This is a genomic window from Marinococcus sp. LNHM3E3-2.2, from assembly GCF_056034385.1.
In genome coordinates this window covers 130586-149572 of the sequence record NZ_JBQLIC010000004.1, presented here as the reverse complement: position 1 = coordinate 149572, position 18987 = coordinate 130586, and the positions used below count along the sequence as shown (strand labels likewise).

The 18987-nt window shown below is 50.5% G+C and carries 14 protein-coding genes and 1 pseudogene; 6 read left to right on the top strand and 9 right to left on the bottom strand.

Annotated features, from left to right (window positions below):
• Positions 1 to 41 precede the first annotated feature (41 nt).
• The 6 genes from ACTRXF_RS07540 to ACTRXF_RS07515 all read left to right on the top strand — a co-directional run bounded on the left by ACTRXF_RS07540 (position 42) and on the right by ACTRXF_RS07515 (position 6380).
• Positions 42 to 1079 carry a tripartite tricarboxylate transporter substrate binding protein gene (locus tag ACTRXF_RS07540; protein ID WP_474278530.1) on the top strand — a complete coding sequence of 346 codons (1038 nt, stop codon included), beginning with the start codon at positions 42 to 44 and terminating at the stop codon, positions 1077 to 1079.
• Positions 1080 to 1155: 76 nt separating this feature from the next.
• The gene (locus ACTRXF_RS07535; RefSeq protein ID WP_474278528.1) at positions 1156 to 1614 is read left to right on the top strand and encodes a tripartite tricarboxylate transporter TctB family protein; all 459 of its coding nucleotides are present in this window, start codon (positions 1156 to 1158) and stop codon (positions 1612 to 1614) included.
• Between the two features lie 16 nt (positions 1615 to 1630).
• Entirely contained in the window at positions 1631 to 3115 is a 1485-nt protein-coding gene (locus ACTRXF_RS07530; RefSeq protein WP_474278526.1) for a tripartite tricarboxylate transporter permease, read from the top strand.
• 144 nt (positions 3116 to 3259) lie between these two features.
• A complete protein-coding gene (locus ACTRXF_RS07525) occupies positions 3260 to 3796 on the top strand; it encodes a biotin transporter BioY (RefSeq protein ID WP_474261521.1) in 537 nt (178 codons plus the stop codon).
• Positions 3797 to 3822: 26 nt separating this feature from the next.
• Entirely contained in the window at positions 3823 to 5232 is a 1410-nt protein-coding gene (locus ACTRXF_RS07520) for an AMP-binding protein (RefSeq protein WP_474278524.1), read from the top strand.
• Positions 5232 to 6380: a thiolase family protein gene (locus tag ACTRXF_RS07515; RefSeq protein ID WP_474278522.1), complete on the top strand. Its 1149-nt coding sequence runs from the start codon at positions 5232 to 5234 to the stop codon at positions 6378 to 6380. The genes ACTRXF_RS07520 and ACTRXF_RS07515 overlap by 1 nt, the downstream gene beginning before the upstream one ends.
• 61 nt (positions 6381 to 6441) lie before the next feature.
• Here the strand turns inward: ACTRXF_RS07515 and ACTRXF_RS07510 are convergent, their stop codons facing one another.
• The 9 genes and pseudogenes from ACTRXF_RS07510 to ACTRXF_RS07470 form a co-directional block, all read right to left on the bottom strand.
• Positions 6442 to 8148: an SLC13 family permease gene (locus ACTRXF_RS07510; RefSeq protein WP_474278520.1), complete on the bottom strand. Its 1707-nt coding sequence runs from the start codon at positions 8146 to 8148 to the stop codon at positions 6442 to 6444.
• A 136-nt stretch (positions 8149 to 8284) separates the two neighbouring features.
• Complete coding sequence (locus tag ACTRXF_RS07505; RefSeq protein WP_474278518.1) at positions 8285 to 8995, bottom strand: response regulator; 711 nt, start codon at positions 8993 to 8995, stop codon at positions 8285 to 8287.
• A 1-nt stretch (position 8996) separates the two neighbouring features.
• On the bottom strand, positions 8997 to 10595 hold the full coding sequence (gene dcuS / locus ACTRXF_RS07500; RefSeq protein ID WP_474278516.1) for a DcuS/MalK family sensor histidine kinase: 1599 nt from the start codon (positions 10593 to 10595) through the stop codon (positions 8997 to 8999).
• 101 nt (positions 10596 to 10696) lie between these two features.
• Positions 10697 to 11518, bottom strand: coding sequence for an endonuclease VIII (nei, locus tag ACTRXF_RS07495; protein ID WP_474278514.1), 822 nt, complete (start codon positions 11516 to 11518; stop codon positions 10697 to 10699).
• A 15-nt stretch (positions 11519 to 11533) separates the two neighbouring features.
• Positions 11534 to 12811 carry a PrsW family glutamic-type intramembrane protease gene (locus ACTRXF_RS07490; RefSeq protein ID WP_474278512.1) on the bottom strand — a complete coding sequence of 426 codons (1278 nt, stop codon included), beginning with the start codon at positions 12809 to 12811 and terminating at the stop codon, positions 11534 to 11536.
• Between the two features lie 150 nt (positions 12812 to 12961).
• Entirely contained in the window at positions 12962 to 14710 is a 1749-nt protein-coding gene (gene cydC / locus ACTRXF_RS07485; RefSeq protein ID WP_474278510.1) for a thiol reductant ABC exporter subunit CydC, read from the bottom strand.
• Positions 14707 to 16422, bottom strand: a complete 1716-nt coding sequence (gene cydD / locus ACTRXF_RS07480; protein ID WP_474278508.1) for a thiol reductant ABC exporter subunit CydD — start codon at positions 16420 to 16422, stop codon at positions 14707 to 14709. Before cydD ends, cydC begins: the two co-directional genes overlap by 4 nt.
• On the bottom strand, positions 16422 to 17432 hold the full coding sequence (gene cydB / locus ACTRXF_RS07475; protein ID WP_474261531.1) for a cytochrome d ubiquinol oxidase subunit II: 1011 nt from the start codon (positions 17430 to 17432) through the stop codon (positions 16422 to 16424). Before cydB ends, cydD begins: the two co-directional genes overlap by 1 nt.
• A pseudogene (locus ACTRXF_RS07470) lies at positions 17419 to 18829 on the bottom strand (cytochrome ubiquinol oxidase subunit I). Before ACTRXF_RS07470 ends, cydB begins: the two are co-directional and overlap by 14 nt.
• Positions 18830 to 18987 lie beyond the last annotated feature (158 nt).

The following is an 18987-nucleotide window of genomic DNA, read 5'->3' as shown; positions in this document are numbered from 1 at the left end:
TGGTTACGCTTACATCAATATAAAAAAGGGGGCTACATATTATGAAGCATTCAAAATATTGGATCGGTGCCGGAGTACTTTCGCTTAGCGTTTTAAGCGCCTGCGGAGGAGGCGGCGGGGACAGCTCGTCAGGTGGAGATGGCGGCGACGGCGGCGATGAAAACTACGAGCCGGATTCCTCACTTGAAATTGTTGCGCCGGCCGGAGCTGGCGGCGGCTGGGATACAGTGGCCCGTTCCGCTGCTGAAGGTCTTGAAGAAGAAGGCATTGTCGATCAGGGCATCGGTGTCGTTAACCGGGAAGGCGGCGGCGGAGCCAACGGCTGGTCCTACATTCATAACCAGGAAGGCAATCCGGAATACTCTTTTGTGGCTTCACCTCCACTTCTGCTCGTGCCGCTGAACGGCCAGTCGGAATACAGCTATGAAGATTTCACTCCTCTGTCGAATATGATTGCCGACTACGGCGCGTTTGCCGTTACGGAAGACTCGGAATGGGATGATTTGAACGACCTGTTCGACGATATGAAGGAAAACCCGGATGATATCACCGTCGTCGGCGAATCTTCCCCGGGCAGTATGGACCATATGCAGTTTGCCAAAATTGCAGCCGGTGCCGGCGTTGACCCTTCTACGATTAAATACGTCTCTGCCCAGGACGGCAGCGCTCTGACAAACCTTTTAAACGGCCAGGCCGATGTTTATTCAACGGGTATCACCGAGACGGTCGAGCAGGTGAGAGCCGGCGATGTTAAAGTCCTCGGCATTACAGCTGAAGAACGGCTCGAAGGTGACACGGTCAGTGAATTTCCAACCGCTATGGAACAGGGCATCGAAGAAACGTTCGTCAACTGGCGTGGATTCTTGGGACCGCCAAACATGAGTGATGCCGAAGTTGCTTATTACGAAGAAACGTTCAAAGAACTCAGTGAATCTGACTACTGGGAGGAAACCCGGCAGTCCTACGCCTGGGAAGAAAACTACATGGACAGCGAAGAATTTGAAGAGTTCTTAGCCGAAGAAGAAGAATCCATGCAGGAACTGCTTGATGAAGTAGGCATCGACCGGGGCGGCGAGTAACAGCGTCTGAAAGAGCTCTGAACGTTCTGCGTCCAGAGCTCTCTTATATTAAAAGCAGTCGAAAGAGGTGATACGCATGTTTCGTTCCGCAAATAAAATCGTCAGTATGATTCTCATCGTCATTGCTGTTTTCTATTTATATCTGGCTTTTCAAATTCCCGCTTTTGCTACGGGCGTGTTTACTGCTTCCACCATGCCAAAAGCAGCCGGCTTTTTATTGATTGTACTCAGCATCTTTTTGTTTTTTATCAAAGAAGGCGAAAGCGAAGAAGACCAGGAAAAGCGAAAGGAAGCTGGACAGCATATTTTTTACTTAGGCGGTGTAGGCGTAATGATTCTTTTATACATTACTCTTTTAGAGCCTGTTGGTTTCATCTTGGCCTCTACTGTATTTATTTTTCTGTGCAGCCTGTTTATGGGCTACCGGAGACATATCATCAACGCTGTGACCTCGGTTGTTTTTCCTTTATCTCTTTATTTAATTTTTACTCAGTTATTAAATATAAGTCTGCCTCCGGGCATTCTGCCGCTATAGAAAGGAGGTTAACCGCATGGGAACATTTGATGGAATCTTAAGCGGGCTCAGTGTCGCTTTCAGCGTCCAGGGAATGCTGTTTGTGCTGATCGGCGTTTTCGCCGGAACATTTATCGGGATGATGCCCGGGCTCGGGCCGATCAGCGCGATCGCTATCATGATCCCGCTGACGTATAACATGGAGCCGACTGTGGCTCTCGTACTTATGGCCGGCGTGTATTACGGGGCCGTATTCGGGGGATCCACCTCCTCGATTCTCTTGAACGCTCCGGGGATTTCCGGCACGGTGGCTACCGCTTTTGACGGCTACCCCATGGCCCAGAACGGTCAGGCCGGAAAAGCACTTGCGATTGCTGCCATTTCGTCCTTTGCCGGTGGCACGGTGAGTGTCGTTCTGCTGATGCTTTTCGCTCCGCTTCTGGCAAGCGTCGCCATTATGTTTGGCCCGCCCGAATACTTTGCCCTGATGCTGCTTGGCTTAACCGCAATTGCCAGCCTGTCCGACGGCTCGACGATTAAAGCACTTATCTCTGCGGTCCTTGGCCTCATGTTTGTTACCATTGGCATGGACAGCCAGACGGGAACGACGCGGTTTACATTCAATAATCCGAACCTGCTTGAAGGCATTGATTTTCTCGTAATCGCTCTCGGCTTGTTTGCCATTGCTGAAATATGCAATCTGATTGTAAACCGGAAAAAGACAATTAAAAACCAGGGCAACATTGGAAGCCTGAAGCTTTCCAAACAGGACTTCAAGGATATGAGCGGCCCAATGACCCGCCAGTCCTTCCTAGGCTTTATTCTCGGGGTGCTCCCGGGTGCCGGTGCAACGATCGCTTCATTTATCGGCTACATTACGGAAAAAAAGATTGCCAAACGTCCGGAAGAATTCGGAAAAGGCGCAGTGAAAGGTATATCCGCGCCGGAAACGGCCAATAACGCTGCCACGAGCGGGGCCTTTGTACCTCTTCTCAGCCTCGGTATTCCCGGATCCGGGACGACCGCCGTCCTGCTTGGCGCCCTGCTTGTGCTGAACGTGCCCCCAGGACCTCTGTTAATCGAAGAGCAGCCTGACCTCTTCTGGGGCGTTATCATCAGCATGTATATCGGCAACGTATTTTTGTTAATCCTGAATCTCCCGCTTATTCCGTACATTGCTAAAGTGCTGTTGATCCCGCGCCCGATGCTGATTTCGCTTGTGATTATGTTCAGCATGATCGGAGTGTATTCCATCAGCTTCAACACCTTTGACTTGTATTTACTGCTTGCTTTTGGCGTGATCGGCTACTTGATGAAGCTGTACAATTTCCCAGCAGCTCCGCTGATCCTCGCATTTATACTCGGCGGGATGATGGAGGAGTCCTTCCGTCAGGCCATGACCATTGCCAATGACGATTTAACGGTGTTTTTCACCCGGCCGATTGCCCTCAGCATGCTGATTGTCGCGCTTCTTTCCTTCCTCGTGCCAATCATTCGCCAGAAAAAAGCATCCTCCGCATAATAAAAAACCCGGGCACCCGGGTTTTTTTGCGTCATTTTTCATACTGATTTAACAAATCGTCCAAACTTCGTAAACCATTTTTAAATTTCAGTTGACAAATAGCTGATTTCTTTCTATCCTTAGAAATCAGTGAGGTGAACATAGATGCGTATACAAAAAATTATTTATACGGCTTTATTTGCAGCAATTATCGCAGCTTTAGGCATTGTGCCACCAATTCCGCTCCCATTCAGTCCGGTGCCAATCACCCTGCAGACCCTCGGTGTCATGCTTGCAGGCTCTCTGCTCGGTGCGAGATATGGCGGGCTCAGCATACTGCTGTTTGTCGTACTCGTAATGATAGGACTGCCACTGCTAGCCGGCGGTCGCGGCGGTGCCGGTGTATTATTCGGCCCAGGCGGCGGCTACATTCTGAGCTGGCCGATCGGGGCGTTTATCATTGGCTGGATCGCCCATTCCTTCAAGAAACCTTCGTTTCAAAAGTATTTGTTTGCCAATATCGTTGGCGGCATTCTCGTCATTTATGCCGGCGGGGTCACCTACTTATCGTTTTTAATAAACATACCGTGGACCACTGCCGCGATTCAGGCACTCGCTTTTCTGCCTGGGGATATTTTTAAAGCAGTTGTTGCTGGCTTTGTAGCAGTCAGGCTGAACAAGCAGCACAAAATCAGACTTTAGCGCCGAAAGGGGGGGGAGGACTTTAAATGATCGGCCAGGCTATCACCCGGCATGCTGATTCTAACCCTGCCGGGACGGCGCTCTCATACTCAGAACGTTCCATCAGCTGGCGGGAGCTGCACGAAACCATTAACCGCCGGCGGGGTCAGCTGCACGCTGCTTTCGGTCCATTTTTTCAAAAGCAGATTGCTTTTGCGCTTCAGGATCCTCTCGAACAGCTGTATATGTTTTTTGCGGTCGTGTCTGGAGGCGGGATTGCTGTGCCAGTGGATGAAACGCTGGACATCGACACGAAAGCTTCTCTTCTTTCCTCCTCCAGATCCAGTCTTTTTATCACAGATACTGAAGCAGCCGGGCCGCCGGTGCCTTCATTAATTCTTGCAGACGTTACTGGCACTGAGGCGTATCCGTCGGCACCCGCTGCCTTCTGCGAAGAGACCGATTTGTTTTACGGTGCCTGCACATCAGGGTCCTCCGGGGCCCCGAAAGTATGTTTGCGGAGCCATCGTTCCTGGCTGAAAAGCTTTGAAGCGGACGAGCAGCTGTTTCCGTTTCAGGAAGGCGAACGCGTACTGATTACCGGAAAGCTCTCCCACTCTCTCTTCTTGTACGGTGCCGTTCGTATGCTCGAAAACGGCCACACCGTTGTGCTGCCCGCACGACAATCGCCCCGGGCGTTTGACCGGATGGTGGACGAGCAGCAGATTACAGTATTGTACGCTGTACCTACCACGCTCCGCTGGATTCTCAGCCACTCCTTTCCTCCTTCTCCCACCGTCAGACTTATCATTACGGGAGGAGAAAAATGGTTTCCTGCCGATAATAAAAAAGCATTCGCCCGATTTCCTTCGGCGGACCTGTATGAATTCTATGGCAGTGCCGAAACCAGCTTTATCAGCGCCTTAAACCATCGCGCGGAACAGGTCAGCTCTTCCTGCACCGGCCGCCTGTTTCCTATGGTGGAAGCCGCATCTTCCCGGGCATCCGGGGAATTAATCGTAACAAGCCCGTTTTTATTCAGCGGCTATGCCGGAGATAAATGCTTCCACTCCCCCCATTCGGTTGCCACCGGAGACATTGGCTGCGTCGATAAGGAAGGCTTTCTTTATATTACCGGCCGGCGGAGTGGAAAAATTGTCAGCCGCGGACGCAACATTTATGCCGAAGAAATCGAACAGGTACTTATGAGTCACCCGGACGTTGAGCAGGCAGTCGTTTTTGGCATGTACGACGCTCTTCAGGGGGAAAAGATTGCTGCGCTGTATACCGGAAGGGCTGCCCCCGGAAAACTGCGGGCTCACTGCCAAAAACAGCTGCCCGCTTATAAAATACCTGCATGCCGGCATATAAATCGTCTTCCGGTGCTTGGCAGCGGAAAAATCGACCGGGAGCGGGCACAGAAGTATTACGAAGCTTCATTTAAAGGAGAACGGTAATGATGACTGAGCCTGTCTATATTATTGATGCCAAACGGAGCCCTGTACATCATGTGAACGGAGCTTTTTCCCAATTGGAGCCGGAGCAGCTGACGGCGCCGCTGTACAAGTATTTCCAGCTCCATCACGGGATCAATGACCGGGTCCTGGCGGACGAAGTTTTTATGGGAAATACAGTTGGTCCGGGCGGTAACCTTGCCCGGCTCAGTCTGCTTGAAGCCGGATATGATATGTCTGTTCCCGGCGTAACAGTGGACCGCCAGTGCGGCTCCGGCCTTGAAGCTGTGCATCAGGGATTCCGGCATCTGCAGACCGGCGCCGCGGATACCGTTCTTGCCGGCGGGGTGGAAAGCACAAGCCGGGCCCCGAAGCGCTCCTTTTTCGCCTCGGAAGCCTATCCGGTCTCCTCCACGCAGGAAAGAACCCGCTTTTCTCCAAAGGTTATCGGCGATCCTGATATGGGAGAAGCCGCGGAAACGGTAGCGGAGGCCTACAGCATTTCCCGTGCAGACCAGGACGCCTTTGCCGAACGAAGCTACAAGCTTTCGTGGGAGGAAGCAGCAAAACCGGATATTTCCCGGGAAATCATTCCCGTAAGCACCATTCAGGAAGACGCAGAGCTTCGTTCTCCAGATAAAATGAATAAAATTATCCGCCGGGCGCCCCCGGTTTTCCAGGAAAGCGGCACGGTCACTGCTGCCAACTCCTCCCGGATCAGTGACGGGGCGGCACTCACGCTGATGGCAAGTCGCTCCTCCTGCCGGCAGCATGGGCTCGAGCCTGCGCTTGAAATCATCGACGCCACCGCAGCGGGGGTTGATCCGAACATGCCGGGCATCGGGCCGGTGCCTGCTGTACGCCGGCTGCTTGAGCGAAACCATTTGTCTGTACAGGACATTTCCGTTTGGGAATGCAATGAAGCATTTGCCTCCCAGGTGCTTGCCTCCGCCTTTCAACTCGGCATTCCGCCTGAGCGGCTGAATACAGCGGGAGGAGCCATCGCCCAGGGGCATCCATACGGCGCGTCGGGGGCGATTCTTATTGCAAGGCTGATGCGGCTGATGCAAAACGGCGGCCTGCCGCTCGGCGTAGCTATGATCGGAATCGGAGGCGGACTTGGGCTCGCCAGTCTGTACCGGCTTTTATAATAAAAACAGCCTGCATTCATCAAAGGATGAATGCAGGCTTATTTTTTATGACGAAGCCTACTTAGTTATTGAGAAACGATTCCGGTACAGTGGTTAAGTCAATTCCCCAAAGGGTCGGAAGAACAAGATAGACTAATGCCGTAATTAGTATTATCGCAATTATATTCAGGAAGAAGCCGTTTTTCACCATGTCGATGATCCGTATCTTCCCACTCCCGAAAATGATGGCGTTTGGCGGTGTACCAACCGGCAGCATAAACGCACAGTTAGCAGCCATCGCACACGGAACCATCAGCGCAAACGGGTGCACCTGAATCGCAATCGCAAGGGAAGCAACCAGTGGAATAATCATCGTGCCTGTCGCTGTGTTGGACGTGATCTCTGTCAAGAACAACACGAGCGTGGCAGATACAAGGATAACGAGAATGATGTTTACCCCTTCAAGGATAGTTAAGCTGTTACCGATCCACTCGGCAAGGTCGGTGTTACTAAAGCCGGCAGCAATCGCCAGTCCGCCCCCGAACAACAGCAGAATGCCCCATGGTATTTCTCTGGAGTCTTTCCAGACCAGCACCCGCGGGTCCTCCTGTTTTTTCGTGGCAGGCACTAAAAATAAAAGCACCGTAGCGATCATGGCAATACCGCCGTCACTGAGGCCGGTTACTCCAACGATTTCCTGCCAGAAAAAGGAACGTGTAATCCACATGACAGCGGCAAATACGAATACTGCCATGACAATTTTTTCTTCGTATTTCATTCCTCCGAGCTTCGTTCTTTCCGCCTGAATCATGTCACGGCCGCCCGGAATGGTCGAAAAGCCGATATTATAGACAAAGCGTGTCAGGTAGAACCAGACCATCAATAAGAAGACAGCTACGATCGGCGCGCCGAACATAATCCACTGTGCAAAGGAAATCTGCTGGCCAAACAGCTCTTCCGACTGCGCGGCCAGAATACTGAGCGGCGGTGTCCCGATCAGTGTACCGAGTCCGCCAACCGTTCCAGCGTAACCAACACCGAAAATAAGCGCTTTTTCGAATTTTTTCACTTCTTTTTCGGAATCCTGTTCTCCTTTGAGGGCTTCCGACACCTGGTACGTAATCGCAAGCGCAATTGGAAGCATCATCATGGTTGATGCTGTATTGGACACCCACATGGATAAAAAGCCTGTCGCTACCATAAAACCGAGAATAATCCGATTGGTGCTTGTACCAATCACCGCGATGATAAACAGCGCGATTCTCTTATGTAGGTTCCATTTTTCCATTGCATAGGCAATAAAGAAACCACCTAAGAACAAGAAGATAATATCGTTACCGTAAGCAGAAACGACAGTGTCCCCGTCGAGCGCTCCGGTAATCGGCAGAAGGACAATCGGCAAAAGCGAGGTCGCCGGGATCGGGATCGCTTCTGTAATCCACCAGGTGGCAATCCAAAGCGTGGTGGCAAGTACTGCTTTTCCTTCATAGCTGAGCCCCGAAGGATCCAGAAATAGCATTGTAATGAGAAATAATAATGGCCCTAAAATAAGTCCAACGAGCTGCGGACGTTTGTAGGAAGGGTCCTGCCCTCCGCTGTCTCCTCCGTCGTTTCCTCCTCCGTCATCGCCGTCGCGGTTTTTGTTACGACCAGCGGTAGAAGGATCCTGTATTTCTTCTTCCTTGTGACGCGTTGGTGACCGGTCCGTCTGAAAAACATTCAGCAATTTTTTCGTCTGCCGGTGGGAATGCCATAATGATTTCCAACCGGAAGCAACCGTATTCTTCATCCTTCTCACCTCTTACTTTTCAGATTATTGAAAGCGCTTGCTAACTAATATAATAAAGTTTTGATTCTTTGTATACATTTTGTAAGTAAGCACATACTTTTGTAAACAAAATAACCAAAACTGCCAGCCTTTTTCCTTACTTTTCCATCCAGTCTTTAAGTATTTCCACCTGTTCCGGAGGCATCGCGTACTGCTGCAGCGGCCTGCCGCTTCCCGCATAGTTCATCGTTATTTTAAGCACCCCTTCTCCCTCCAAAAAAGCGAGATACTTCCGCACGGACACTCTCGATATGCCCGTACTTTCTGCGAGTCCCTGCGTCGTAAAGGTACTGCCGGCATGCTGCAGAATTTCTTCGCCGACAATCCGGAAGGTTTCTGTCGTCAGACCCTTGGGCAGCTCGGGCTCCTCCTGCGTACCCTTATTGGCTAAAAACAGCTGATCCACATCCTCCTGTCCCCATTCCTTTGTCGTTCCCGATGCTTTCTGCCATTCCTTTACATTGATTAACGCTTCCCGGAAGCGCTCAAAGTGAAACGGTTTAATCAAGTAATCTGTACAGCCAAGCCGCTTAGCCCGCTGCAGGGACGAGGTATCATTGGCCGACGTAATTGCAATCACATCCACCGGGATTTGTTCTTTTCGCAGCTCCTCCAAAAGATCAAGACCGTTTTCTTTATTTAAATACACGTCCAAAAGCACAATATCAATCGCTTCTGCACGAAGCATCTCTTTTGCTTTCGACAGGTTTTCCGCATGCCCCGCTACGTCAAATCCCGGAACCCGTTCGACATACATGCGGTTAAATTTAGCTACCATCGGGTCATCTTCGACCATTAATACTCTCATTTCAGTTCTCCCTCTCTATTGGTATCTGTACATCAAAGGCTGTCCCTTCTCCCGGTTGGGAATCGATAAACACTTCTGCTTCCAGCGTATCGAGGGAACGCTTCGTATTGTACATGCCAAAGCCCCGACCTTCACCTTTTGTCGAGTACCCCCGTTTAAACAGTTCTGCCTGGGTCTTCTCGTCCATTCCCCGTCCGTTATCCTCGATTTGAAAACCAAGACAGCTGTTCTCTTCGTAAATATGCATAAACAAATGAGGGGACGGCGTCTGCTTCATCGCGTCGCGGGCATTGTCGATCAGATTGCCGATAATCGTGATCATATGGTCGGTCCATTCAGGATCAGCCATCGCTGGCCACATCCCGCTTCCCGACAGCTCCACTTCGATGCCGTTTTCCTGCAGGTTGGATATTTTATTCATTAAATACCCGGCAAGCACCGGATCCTTTACATACGCGGTCACCCATCCGACCTCCTGGCGGTAGTTGCTTGAAATGCTCATCACATAGTCGTCGAGCTCTTCATACGACTCCGTCTGGATCATGGCCGAAATGACGTGAAGCTTGTTCATAAACTCATGGGACTGGGCCCTGAGCGTCTCTGCATAGGTTCTGGCCCCGGACAGCTGCTCGACGAGCCGTGTCAGTTCATCTTTGTTGCGGAAAGTAGCCACCGCTCCAAGCAGGGTCTCATCCGAAACCACCGGCATGCAGCTCACAATAATTTCTACGTCTTTCAGCTGCTGGACCTGGTCAAGCTCCTGCTCTTTAGTCTGCAGTACCCTTTTCAGGAGGGAGTCGGCAAAGAAATGGGATATATCTTTTCCCATCGGGTCTTCTTCGGCGCCGGCTTCCGTGAACAGCTTCCTGGCCGCATCGTTGGCCAGAATCACCGTGCCGCTGCTGTCGACAGCAAGTACACCCTCCCGCACCGAGGACATAATCGCCTCCCGCTGTTCAAGCACCTGCGATATTTCAAGCGGCTCGAGTCCGTGCATCGTTTTTTTGATCCGGCGTGCCAGCCAGAAAGCGCCAATGACACCGGCTGCCAGACCAATACCGCTTCCGAGAACCAGCGTCTGCTGGTCTGCCCAGATGTCTTCCTGAATACTGTCAGTCAGAATGCCCACGGAGGTGACACCAATCTGTTCGCCCCCGTCCATCACCGGTACAAATGCCCGCATGGAAACGCCCAGCGTTCCCTCAGCCGTCGATACGTACGTTCTCCCGTTTAAAGCCTCCGTCTCGTCTCCACCGGCGAATTGCTCCCCGATCCGGTCCTCGCGCTGGTGCGTATAACGCACGCTGTTCATATCCATGACGACTACATATTCCATATTCGTTGCTTCCTGAACTTCCTTTGTATATTCCTGCAGGCTTCCTCCCTGTTCGCCGGCCCGCAGCGCTTCAGCTGCTTCCGGCGAACGGCTGACAGCTTCGGCAATGTTCAATGCTTTTTCTGCCTGCTGGTCCCGGACGTCGTCAGCAGTATCTACGGCAACGATGATTCCGGTAATGCAAAGCGCAATCAGCATCACTGCAGAAATCAACAAGGTAATCCATGTTACAAGCTTTAACGGTTTTGTTCGCTTATCCCCCACCATATCCCCCATCACTGCTGCAAATACTTATGTTTAGTAACATGTTTATTATGCAGGGAGCAGTTCGTTTTTTCAAATGAAGGTAATGGCAGTCTTTTCGTTTATTTTTGCTGGCAGGTCGGGCAGTAATAGCAGCGTCTTGAACCGGCAGTGAAACGGATAATTTCCGTCCCGTCCACCCGGCATGGCTGTCCGCCGCGGTTGAACACCCAGTGCCGGTACTCGCTGTAAGTTTTTCCTTCTGCCTTTGCCCGCTCAACGACGGAATCATCAGTTGTTATTCCTTTATGTTTATAGGACCGGTCCATTAATACCAGCAGCTCTTCCGCCACCTTCCGGACCTGCCTGTCACTTAAATCGGCGGGCCGCTGATCCGGATAGACACCAGCCGCAAACAGTATTTCGCTGCGCAGGTAATTACCAATGCCCCCGATAAAATGCTGATCAAGTAAAAGTGACGTCAGGCGCCGGTTCCGAAACTTTTTATCCAGGATGCGATCCACAATCATATCCGATGTTACTTTCTCGCTGAGCGGATCCGGTCCGACCTTCGAGACAAACGGGTGATCCCGGATTTCTTCTGTTGGCATAATTTCCACATCCGAAGCGCTGTATAACAGTGCGGACTGCTTTTCATTGTGCAGGGCCAGACGGAGCTTGCGGTTTGTTTTTGGGTACGTGTAGCTGCTTTTAACATACCATTTTCCGTACAGCTGATTGTGGGAATAAATGGTATATCCGCTGCTCAAGTGAATGAGCATTGCTTTCCCTTTTGTCGCCACCTCGTTGACCTCTGATCCTGAAAGCAGATTTTCGTAAGTCTTTAATCGTTCAAACGCCGTGTACACTTCGATAACCGGCCCTTTTCGAAGGGCTTTTTCCACTTTATCCGCTTCCCGCCGTATCTCTGGTCCTTCAGGCATATCGCTGTTCGCTCCTTATTCTTTTTTATCTTTTCGGCCCATTCGTGACATCGTCTGTCCCCGGGAAATCGTTTCGGTTTCCAGCCCGTCTTCGACGGCCTGTTCCGGCTTTTTTCCATTCGTATGCAAAGCTGCTATCTGGCGAAGACCTGCCTGGATCATCGTCAAAATCAAATACCAGGCTACAGCGATCAAAATCAGCTGCACAAAACGGCTGTCAGGGAACAACGTAATAGGCATATCCCATACTGCGTGCAGCAGCACCGGAATAATAAAGATTTTTAAAAACTGCCGGTCCGCCACATGCTTTCTCTGCAGCGGCTCGTCCCGCTTCACGAGCAGTAGGGCAGCGCCGATGATGGCACCCCATACAACATGCCCTCCAATCGACAGCCAGCCGCGTTCGAAAATAACGTCGATCATTACGCCGGTGCCGTACTGCAGGCCGAAATTAAGTGCATAGCCGGCGGATTCAAAGGCAGCGAAGCCTGCCCCGACAGCAGCACCGATTACGAGCCCATTCAGAATATACTTTACCTGCGTTTTCTTTATTAAGTATGCGATGATAATCAGCTTTCCCACTTCTTCGACTACACCGATGACGATAGCGCTGAAAAACCCAATTTCACCGATGGGGATAAAGGAATACAAAATCAGCGTGACAAAAATCGACGCTACCCCGCCCACGAAAAACATCTGCAGCAAACGAAGCATACTGATGTTTCTCGGCGCATTCAGTTCATAAAAAAACACAACGAGCGCAAACGGTGCAGCAAATGAACCGATGGCGATCATGCCGGGAATTGTCAAAACATTGCCGAAAAACAGTGTGCATCCATATAGAATCAAATATGTGATCACAAGCACCAGAAGTACACGCGAAAACAGCCACGGCTTTGGCCACGAAAGTGGAATCTCCTTCTCATTGGGTGTTGTCAAAGAGGTCCCGGAAATAAACACCAGCTCTGCTTCATCCCTTGTATGCCGCTTAAACACGTTGGAGAACAAATTTTTTAGATGAAAATCTGCAGAGCCTTCTTCTCCGACATATTGATTAATCCGGGTCGAAGCCCGGATAAAAGCGCTTCTCGCCTGATCTCCCGGATGTTCTTCATCCTCCACCAGTGCTTCAACGAGGACCGTACGACTGAGTGGAAGCCATCGCCCGCCAGTGGCTTCTGACCACACCAGGGTTTTGGCACCGATTTGTTTTTCATCAATTAGCGCCCGCATCTGCACACTCGACAGCGGTCCGTGCTCTTCGTCATGCTGTGTGTAGTACCAGTAATCCATAGACCTTCCCTCCTGCCTGACTTTCTCCAATTACTCTCATTTTACCCGAAAGCCATGAATCGTAAGCTATCCATAAAGAACATAACACCCGAGTCCTGAAGATTGGAATACAAAAAACCAGCCTGTTTCTCTACAGGACTGGCTCTTCGGTTATTTTATTGTCTTTTCTTTTTCGTAACGAACTGCTGCCGGACGGTCAAGCTCATAGAGCCTCTGATACCGTGGGCTTGTATGCATTAAATCTTCGTGAGTACCGCGCATTGTAATCCGCCCCTGATCCAGAAAGCAGATTTCATCTACCTGCTCCAGGCCGCTTAAATGGTGAGTAATCCAAATTACCGTCTTACCCTCTAATGCCTGCAGCACGTCGTTCATTAATGCTTGCTCCGTCCGGGGATCAAGCCCGACCGCAGGCTCGTCCAAAACGACGATTGGTGTATCCTGCAGAAGCACCCGCGCCAGTGCTATGCGCTGGCGCTGGCCGCCGGAAAAACGAGCGCCCGCTTCCTGCATATTCGTATGGAATCCTTCCGGAAGCGAGTTTACAGCGTCATAAATCTGCGCCTGTCTTGCCGCCTGCTTTACTTCTTCCATTGATGCGTCCGGGCGGCCAAGCCGTATGTTATTCTCTACCGTAGTCGAAAATAAATAAGGAGATTGGTTTAATACAGCAACCTTTTCCGTAATTCTCTCGCCCCAGGCAGAAGCCGGCCGCCCTTCCACAACCACCTCTCCGTGAAAAGGCAAGCACACGCCCCGAAGCAGGTTTAGCATTGTTGATTTCCCGGACCCGCTTGGCCCTAAAAGAGCTACACGGCAGCCAGGTCTCCATTCTGCCTGCAAATGCGTCAAGACGGGCTGTGAAGCTTCATAATGAAAAGAAACATCATCAAAGAAAATATGCTTTTTTTCGTGTTCCGGCTTCCACGACTGCGGCTCCTGCAGATTCTCTTCCGCTTCGAGCCTGCTCAGGCGTTCTGTCGAATGCGTGTACCTCGGCAGCTCGCCCACCGCATCAGAAATTGGGATCAGCGTTTCTGTGAGCGGAAAAATAAATAATACAAATGCCGCCACGAGCGTTGGAGCAAGCGATCCCGCTGCCGCCCCGGATCCGGCCCACACCAAAACAATGAGCACAAGCACCGCTGTCACTGTCTGTAAAAGTATCCCCCGGGTGCGAATAAACCGGCTATATTTCCCTTCCACTGAACGCATGGCCTCGTCCGCCTGGCGAAAACGTCCGGCAAGCTCCATGAAACGACCGCTCAACAGCCATTCTCCTATACCGAAAACTGCCTCTGATGTTTCTTTATACAGCCCCGCCCGTTTTGGCTTCCACTCCTGCACAAATGAGGCTGTGCGTCTGTAGGACCAATACGGAATCACAGTCATATAGATGAGTGTATATACAGCTGCCAAAGCGGCCATTTCCCAGGAAAAAAACCCAAACCAAAGCGCTGACAGCAGATACAGAGCGAGCGCGCTTACTGCTGGCATGGCGGTTTTAATGTAAATATCCTGCAGGCGCTCGATGTCCTCAGCCAGAAGCCCGAGCATATCTCCAGCATGAAGCAGATGGGACCCTTTTTCCACCACCGGGAGCAGCCCTCTGTATAATCGAACTCTCATATCAGATAAAATCTTTAGTACTGCCTGATGTGCTACCAGCCTTTCTACGTAACGAAAGACGGCCCGGCTGACTCCGAAAGCCCTGACAGCAACAATCGGAATGTAGACCATTAGAATATTTTCAGGCTGTGTGGCCGACTTGGTTAACAAAAAGCCTGAAACAAACAGCAGAGCCACGGCTGATACAGAGGCAAGAAGCCCAAAAAAGGCTGTCCAGGCGATACCCCGCTTATATTTTTTTACGTAAGGCAGTATCCATTGCCCCTTCATTCTGCTTCTCTCCTCTGCATCCGAATCCATTCCTGAAAAGCCGCGCTGTTTCTCATCAGACCCTCCGGGCTCCCGTCTCCAGCTAATCGGGTCTCTTCCAGAAAAATTACCCGATCGACATCATTTAACCAGTGCATCCGGTGTGTCGCCATAATGACTAGCTTACCTTCAAATAGCTGTTTTAACCGCTGTTTGATATCATATTCCGTTTCTATGTCCAAATGCTCGGTGGGTTCATCCATCAGCAGAATCGGCCGACCGCTTAAAAACGCGCGTGCGATCGCTATACGCTGCGCCTGCCCGCCGCTGATACCGCGGCCTCCTCCCCCTACAGCTGTCATTTCTTTCTTCGGAAGGCTTTTTATCCATTCACCAAGGCCTGCCTGCCCAGCTGCGTCATTCACTTCTTTTTTTGAGGCCCCCGGCTTATTCATGCGGATGTTTTCTTCAATGGTGCCTGCAAAAATATGCGGGTGCTGCGGAATGTAAGCAATCTGCTGCCGCCATCCTTCCTGCTGTAAATGGGTGCGCCACTCTCCGTCTATGATCATCGCCCCGTTTGAAGCCGGCAGAAACCCGGCCAGCAGATGAATGAGCGTAGATTTACCTGAACCGCTGTCTCCGGCAATCATGATTTTTTCGAACCCACCTAAAACTGCGGAAACCTCGTTAAGTGCATTCGCTTCGCTTCCGGCATGAGTCACAGAAACGTTTTTCAGCATTAACCGGCTCTGCTCTTTCCACTCGTGCTGAAGCTCAGGCTCGTGGTTCTTCTCTTTTTCCGCCAGCCATTTTTCGGCAGCAGCCCCAGCTTCCTTCCCGTCAAGCGTGGCGTGGAAATCACTCCCCAGTTCACGTACCGGCATGAAAAATTCCGGGGCCATAATAAGAACAAATAGTGCCGGGAGCAGCTCCCCCTGCCCTTCAATCAAGTTCAAACCAAGAAAAACGGCTACTACCGCTACTGAAAGCATTGCAAAAAAATCGAGGGCAAACGAGCTAAAAAATGCTACCTTCAGTGTGCTTATCGTCGCTTTCCGATACTGCTCGCTCACCTTACGGATATTATTTTCATGGCCGCGTGCCCTCCCTAGGTACACCAGTGTTTTCAGTCCCCGCACGGAGTCGATAAAATGGTTGGATAACATCTGGTAGGAATGCCATTGCTTGTTCGCTTTTGCTTTCGCCGCCACTCCAAGAAGAATCATAAATACAATTAGAATAGGAAAGGCGGTAAATAAAACCACCCCGGAACGTATGTCCTGGCTTAATACCACCACTCCAGTGACGACCGGAATAATAAGCACACCGGGGATTTTCACAAGCGACAGCTCAACATAGCGCTGAAACTGACTCATTCCTTCCACAAAAGTTGTTACTGTGCCTCCCGTGCCCCGGACAGTATTGTCCGGGCCGAGCCGGCCGATTTTTTGAAAGAGAGCATCGCGTTTTTCCCCCGTCAACCTGCTGGCATAGGAAGCAGCCAGAGCCTCTTTCCAGGACTGCAGAAGATAGCGTAAAACCAGTGCAGCTGTAAACCAGGCAGCAGGCGCTAACGCAGACGACACGCCCTGTTGTTCAAATAACGGCACAATAGCCCGGGCGAGCCAGTACGCCTGCATCACAATCATGCCTGCCTGAATGAGCGTCAGTACAGTCATCCAGCTGAAGCAGGCCTTTGCGCCCCGGTAAGCCAGTAAGTCTTTTCCCATTAGTAGGTCAGATCCTTTCCAGTGACCCGTTTCCGGAACACATAATAACTCCATATTTGATAGCCGAGCACAAACGGCAGAAGCGTAATGGCTACGATCGACATGACCCGCAGGGAGTAATCCCCTGAGGAAGCACTGTATACTGTTAAGTCATTTAATGATGAAAGAGAGCTCACCATAACTCTTGGAAACATAGCCACAAAAACCGAAGCGATAACAGAAGCTATCCCGAAACCTGAAAAGATAAACGCCCAGCCGTCTCTTCCCCGCAGGGAGAAAAGAAATGCAGCGGCATAGCTTACTACAGCAGCAACGGTAATGGCTGCCACCCATCCGCCTTTAACCACATACATATCAGTATTAAAAACAGACAGCACCACGAAAACAATCAGCGCAGAGAAAACAGCCGCTGCGGATCTCCGAGCATGTTTACGCGCCCGCTCCTGTACTTCTCCGACTGTTTTCAACGTCAAAAACATCATACCGTGCAAGTAGCATAAAATTACGAGCGTGAGGCCGCCGGCCACCGAGTATATATTGACAAAATCGGTAAACCCCGCCCTCATTGTCATCGTTTCATCAATTGGCATGCCCTTGAGCATACTCGTAAACAACACGCCAAACAAAAACGGCGGCATAAGGCTTCCAAGAAAAATGCTCCAGTCCCACGTTTTTTTCCAGTACATGTGACGGCCCTTTCCCCGGAACTCAAACGCCACGCCCCGGATAATCAGAGCGAGCAGGACGAATACAAATGGGATGTAGTAGCCGCTGAACATAGTAGCGTACCAGTGAGGAAACGCAGCGAACACCGCTCCTCCGGCCGTGATCAGCCATACTTCGTTGGCGTCCCAGAACGGGCCGATGGTGTTGATCAGCACCCGGCGCTCCTGGTCGTTTTTGGCCAATACCCTCGTGCCCATGCCGACGCCGAAATCAAATCCTTCCAGGAAGAAAAATCCAACAAACAAAACAGCCACCAGCAAAAACCAAAATTCACTGAGCTCCATGTTCATATGCCTCCTTGTCAAATGGATCTATCGCCGGCTCCTGATCTTCATCCTCCGGGTCATGCTCAGTGCCTTTTTTAATTTCTTTAATGTATAAATAAACCATCACAAGGCCAAGCAGCAGGTAAATTGTAGTAAATGTAATGATGGAAAATAAAAGCGATCCTACTGAAACATTTGGAGAGACCGAAACAGCAGTCGTCATCAAACCAAAAACGGTCCACGGCTGCCGGCCAATTTCTGTCATGATCCATCCGGCGGTGTTTGCTATAAACGGGAAGGCAATAAGTGCCATCATCAGCTTTAAGTACCAGCGGCGTTCAAGAAGCGTTTTCCGGAATAAAAACCAGAGACCGAGCGCTGAAGCTGCAATCATAACCATTCCGGCACCAACCATAACCCGGAAACTCCAAAAGGTTGCGTTTACCGGCGGGATGTAGTTTCCCGGACCATACTTTTCTTCGTATTCCGCCTGAAGTGTCTTCATTCCTGGCACTGAGCCCTCAAATTCTTCATAGGCAAGATAACTGAGCAGATACGGAAGCTCCAGCTGGGCTTTATTTTCCTGCGCTTCAACATCCATCCAGGCAAACAGGTTCCACCCGGCCGGGTCTTCACTATCCTCCCAGAGAGCTTCACTGGCTGCCATTTTCATCGGCTGTGACTCCAATCAAATGCTGCGCCTGCACATGGCCGCTGAATGCTGTTCCCATACCACCGATCAGACCAAGCGCCATCGCCAGGGCAAATGATTTCCTAAACAGGGAAACCTCTTCTCCCTTCAGCATTTTATAAGCACTTGCGCCGCCTATAACAAACGCTCCTGTCGCAAAAGCACCGAATATAACGTGCGGAAATTCTACTAAAAACTGAGGATTGGAAAGAAGAGCAAAGAAATCATTCATTTCCGCCCGGCCGTTCTGCAAAATATAACCGACCGGCTCCTGCATAAAAGCATTGGCTGCGAGAATCCACATGGCTGAAAGAATCGTTCCAAGCGCCACCAGCCAGATACACATCAGATGAACGCCCTTTGGCAGACGATTCCATCCAAAAATCCACAGCCCGATAAAGGTCGATTCCATAAAGAAGGCAAGCAGAGCCTCTACTGCTAGTGGCGCCCCGAACACATCGCCTACAAAACGGGAATATTCCGACCAGTTCATACCAAACTGAAATTCCTGAATGATACCAGTTACCACCCCGATTGCAAAATTAATTAAAAAAAGATGGCCCCAGAACTTCGTCATTTTTAAATATACTTCTTTACCGCGGAAATAATATAATGTCTGCATAATTGCCACCATAAAAACAAGTCCGATCGATAAAGGCACAAAGAAAAAATGAAAAATCGTCGTCGATCCGAATTGAATTCTGGCTAAAATCAACTCCTCCACTGTAGAAACCCCTCCCCTGTTCACTATTTCACAAATTCAAGTGAAATTATTCACATGACTCGATATTATTATGCTCCTGAACGTGATAAAAATCACATACTATTTATGACAAAGCTATTAACATATTGTGGCAAAAGTATGACGAACTAAAAAAAGCC

Bases quoted from the DNA above. Each gene is read 5' to 3' on its own strand.
- cydB (WP_474261531.1), bottom strand. From the start codon at position 17,432: ATGGAGCTCAGTGAATTTTGGTTTTTGCTGGTGGCTGTTTTGTTTGTT.
- nei (WP_474278514.1), bottom strand. From the start codon at position 11,518: ATGCCTGAAGGACCAGAGATACGGCGGGAAGCGGATAAAGTGGAAAAA.
- ACTRXF_RS07540 (WP_474278530.1), top strand. From the start codon at position 42: ATGAAGCATTCAAAATATTGGATCGGTGCCGGAGTACTTTCGCTTAGC.
- cydD (WP_474278508.1), bottom strand. From the start codon at position 16,422: ATGGGAAAAGACTTACTGGCTTACCGGGGCGCAAAGGCCTGCTTCAGC.
- ACTRXF_RS07530 (WP_474278526.1), top strand. From the start codon at position 1,631: ATGGGAACATTTGATGGAATCTTAAGCGGGCTCAGTGTCGCTTTCAGC.
- ACTRXF_RS07535 (WP_474278528.1), top strand. From the start codon at position 1,156: ATGTTTCGTTCCGCAAATAAAATCGTCAGTATGATTCTCATCGTCATT.
- ACTRXF_RS07520 (WP_474278524.1), top strand. From the start codon at position 3,823: ATGATCGGCCAGGCTATCACCCGGCATGCTGATTCTAACCCTGCCGGG.
- ACTRXF_RS07490 (WP_474278512.1), bottom strand. From the start codon at position 12,811: ATGGATTACTGGTACTACACACAGCATGACGAAGAGCACGGACCGCTG.
- ACTRXF_RS07505 (WP_474278518.1), bottom strand. From the start codon at position 8,995: ATGAGAGTATTAATGGTCGAAGATGACCCGATGGTAGCTAAATTTAAC.
- ACTRXF_RS07515 (WP_474278522.1), top strand. From the start codon at position 5,232: ATGATGACTGAGCCTGTCTATATTATTGATGCCAAACGGAGCCCTGTA.
- ACTRXF_RS07510 (WP_474278520.1), bottom strand. From the start codon at position 8,148: ATGAAGAATACGGTTGCTTCCGGTTGGAAATCATTATGGCATTCCCAC.
- cydC (WP_474278510.1), bottom strand. From the start codon at position 14,710: ATGAAGGGGCAATGGATACTGCCTTACGTAAAAAAATATAAGCGGGGT.
- ACTRXF_RS07525 (WP_474261521.1), top strand. From the start codon at position 3,260: ATGCGTATACAAAAAATTATTTATACGGCTTTATTTGCAGCAATTATC.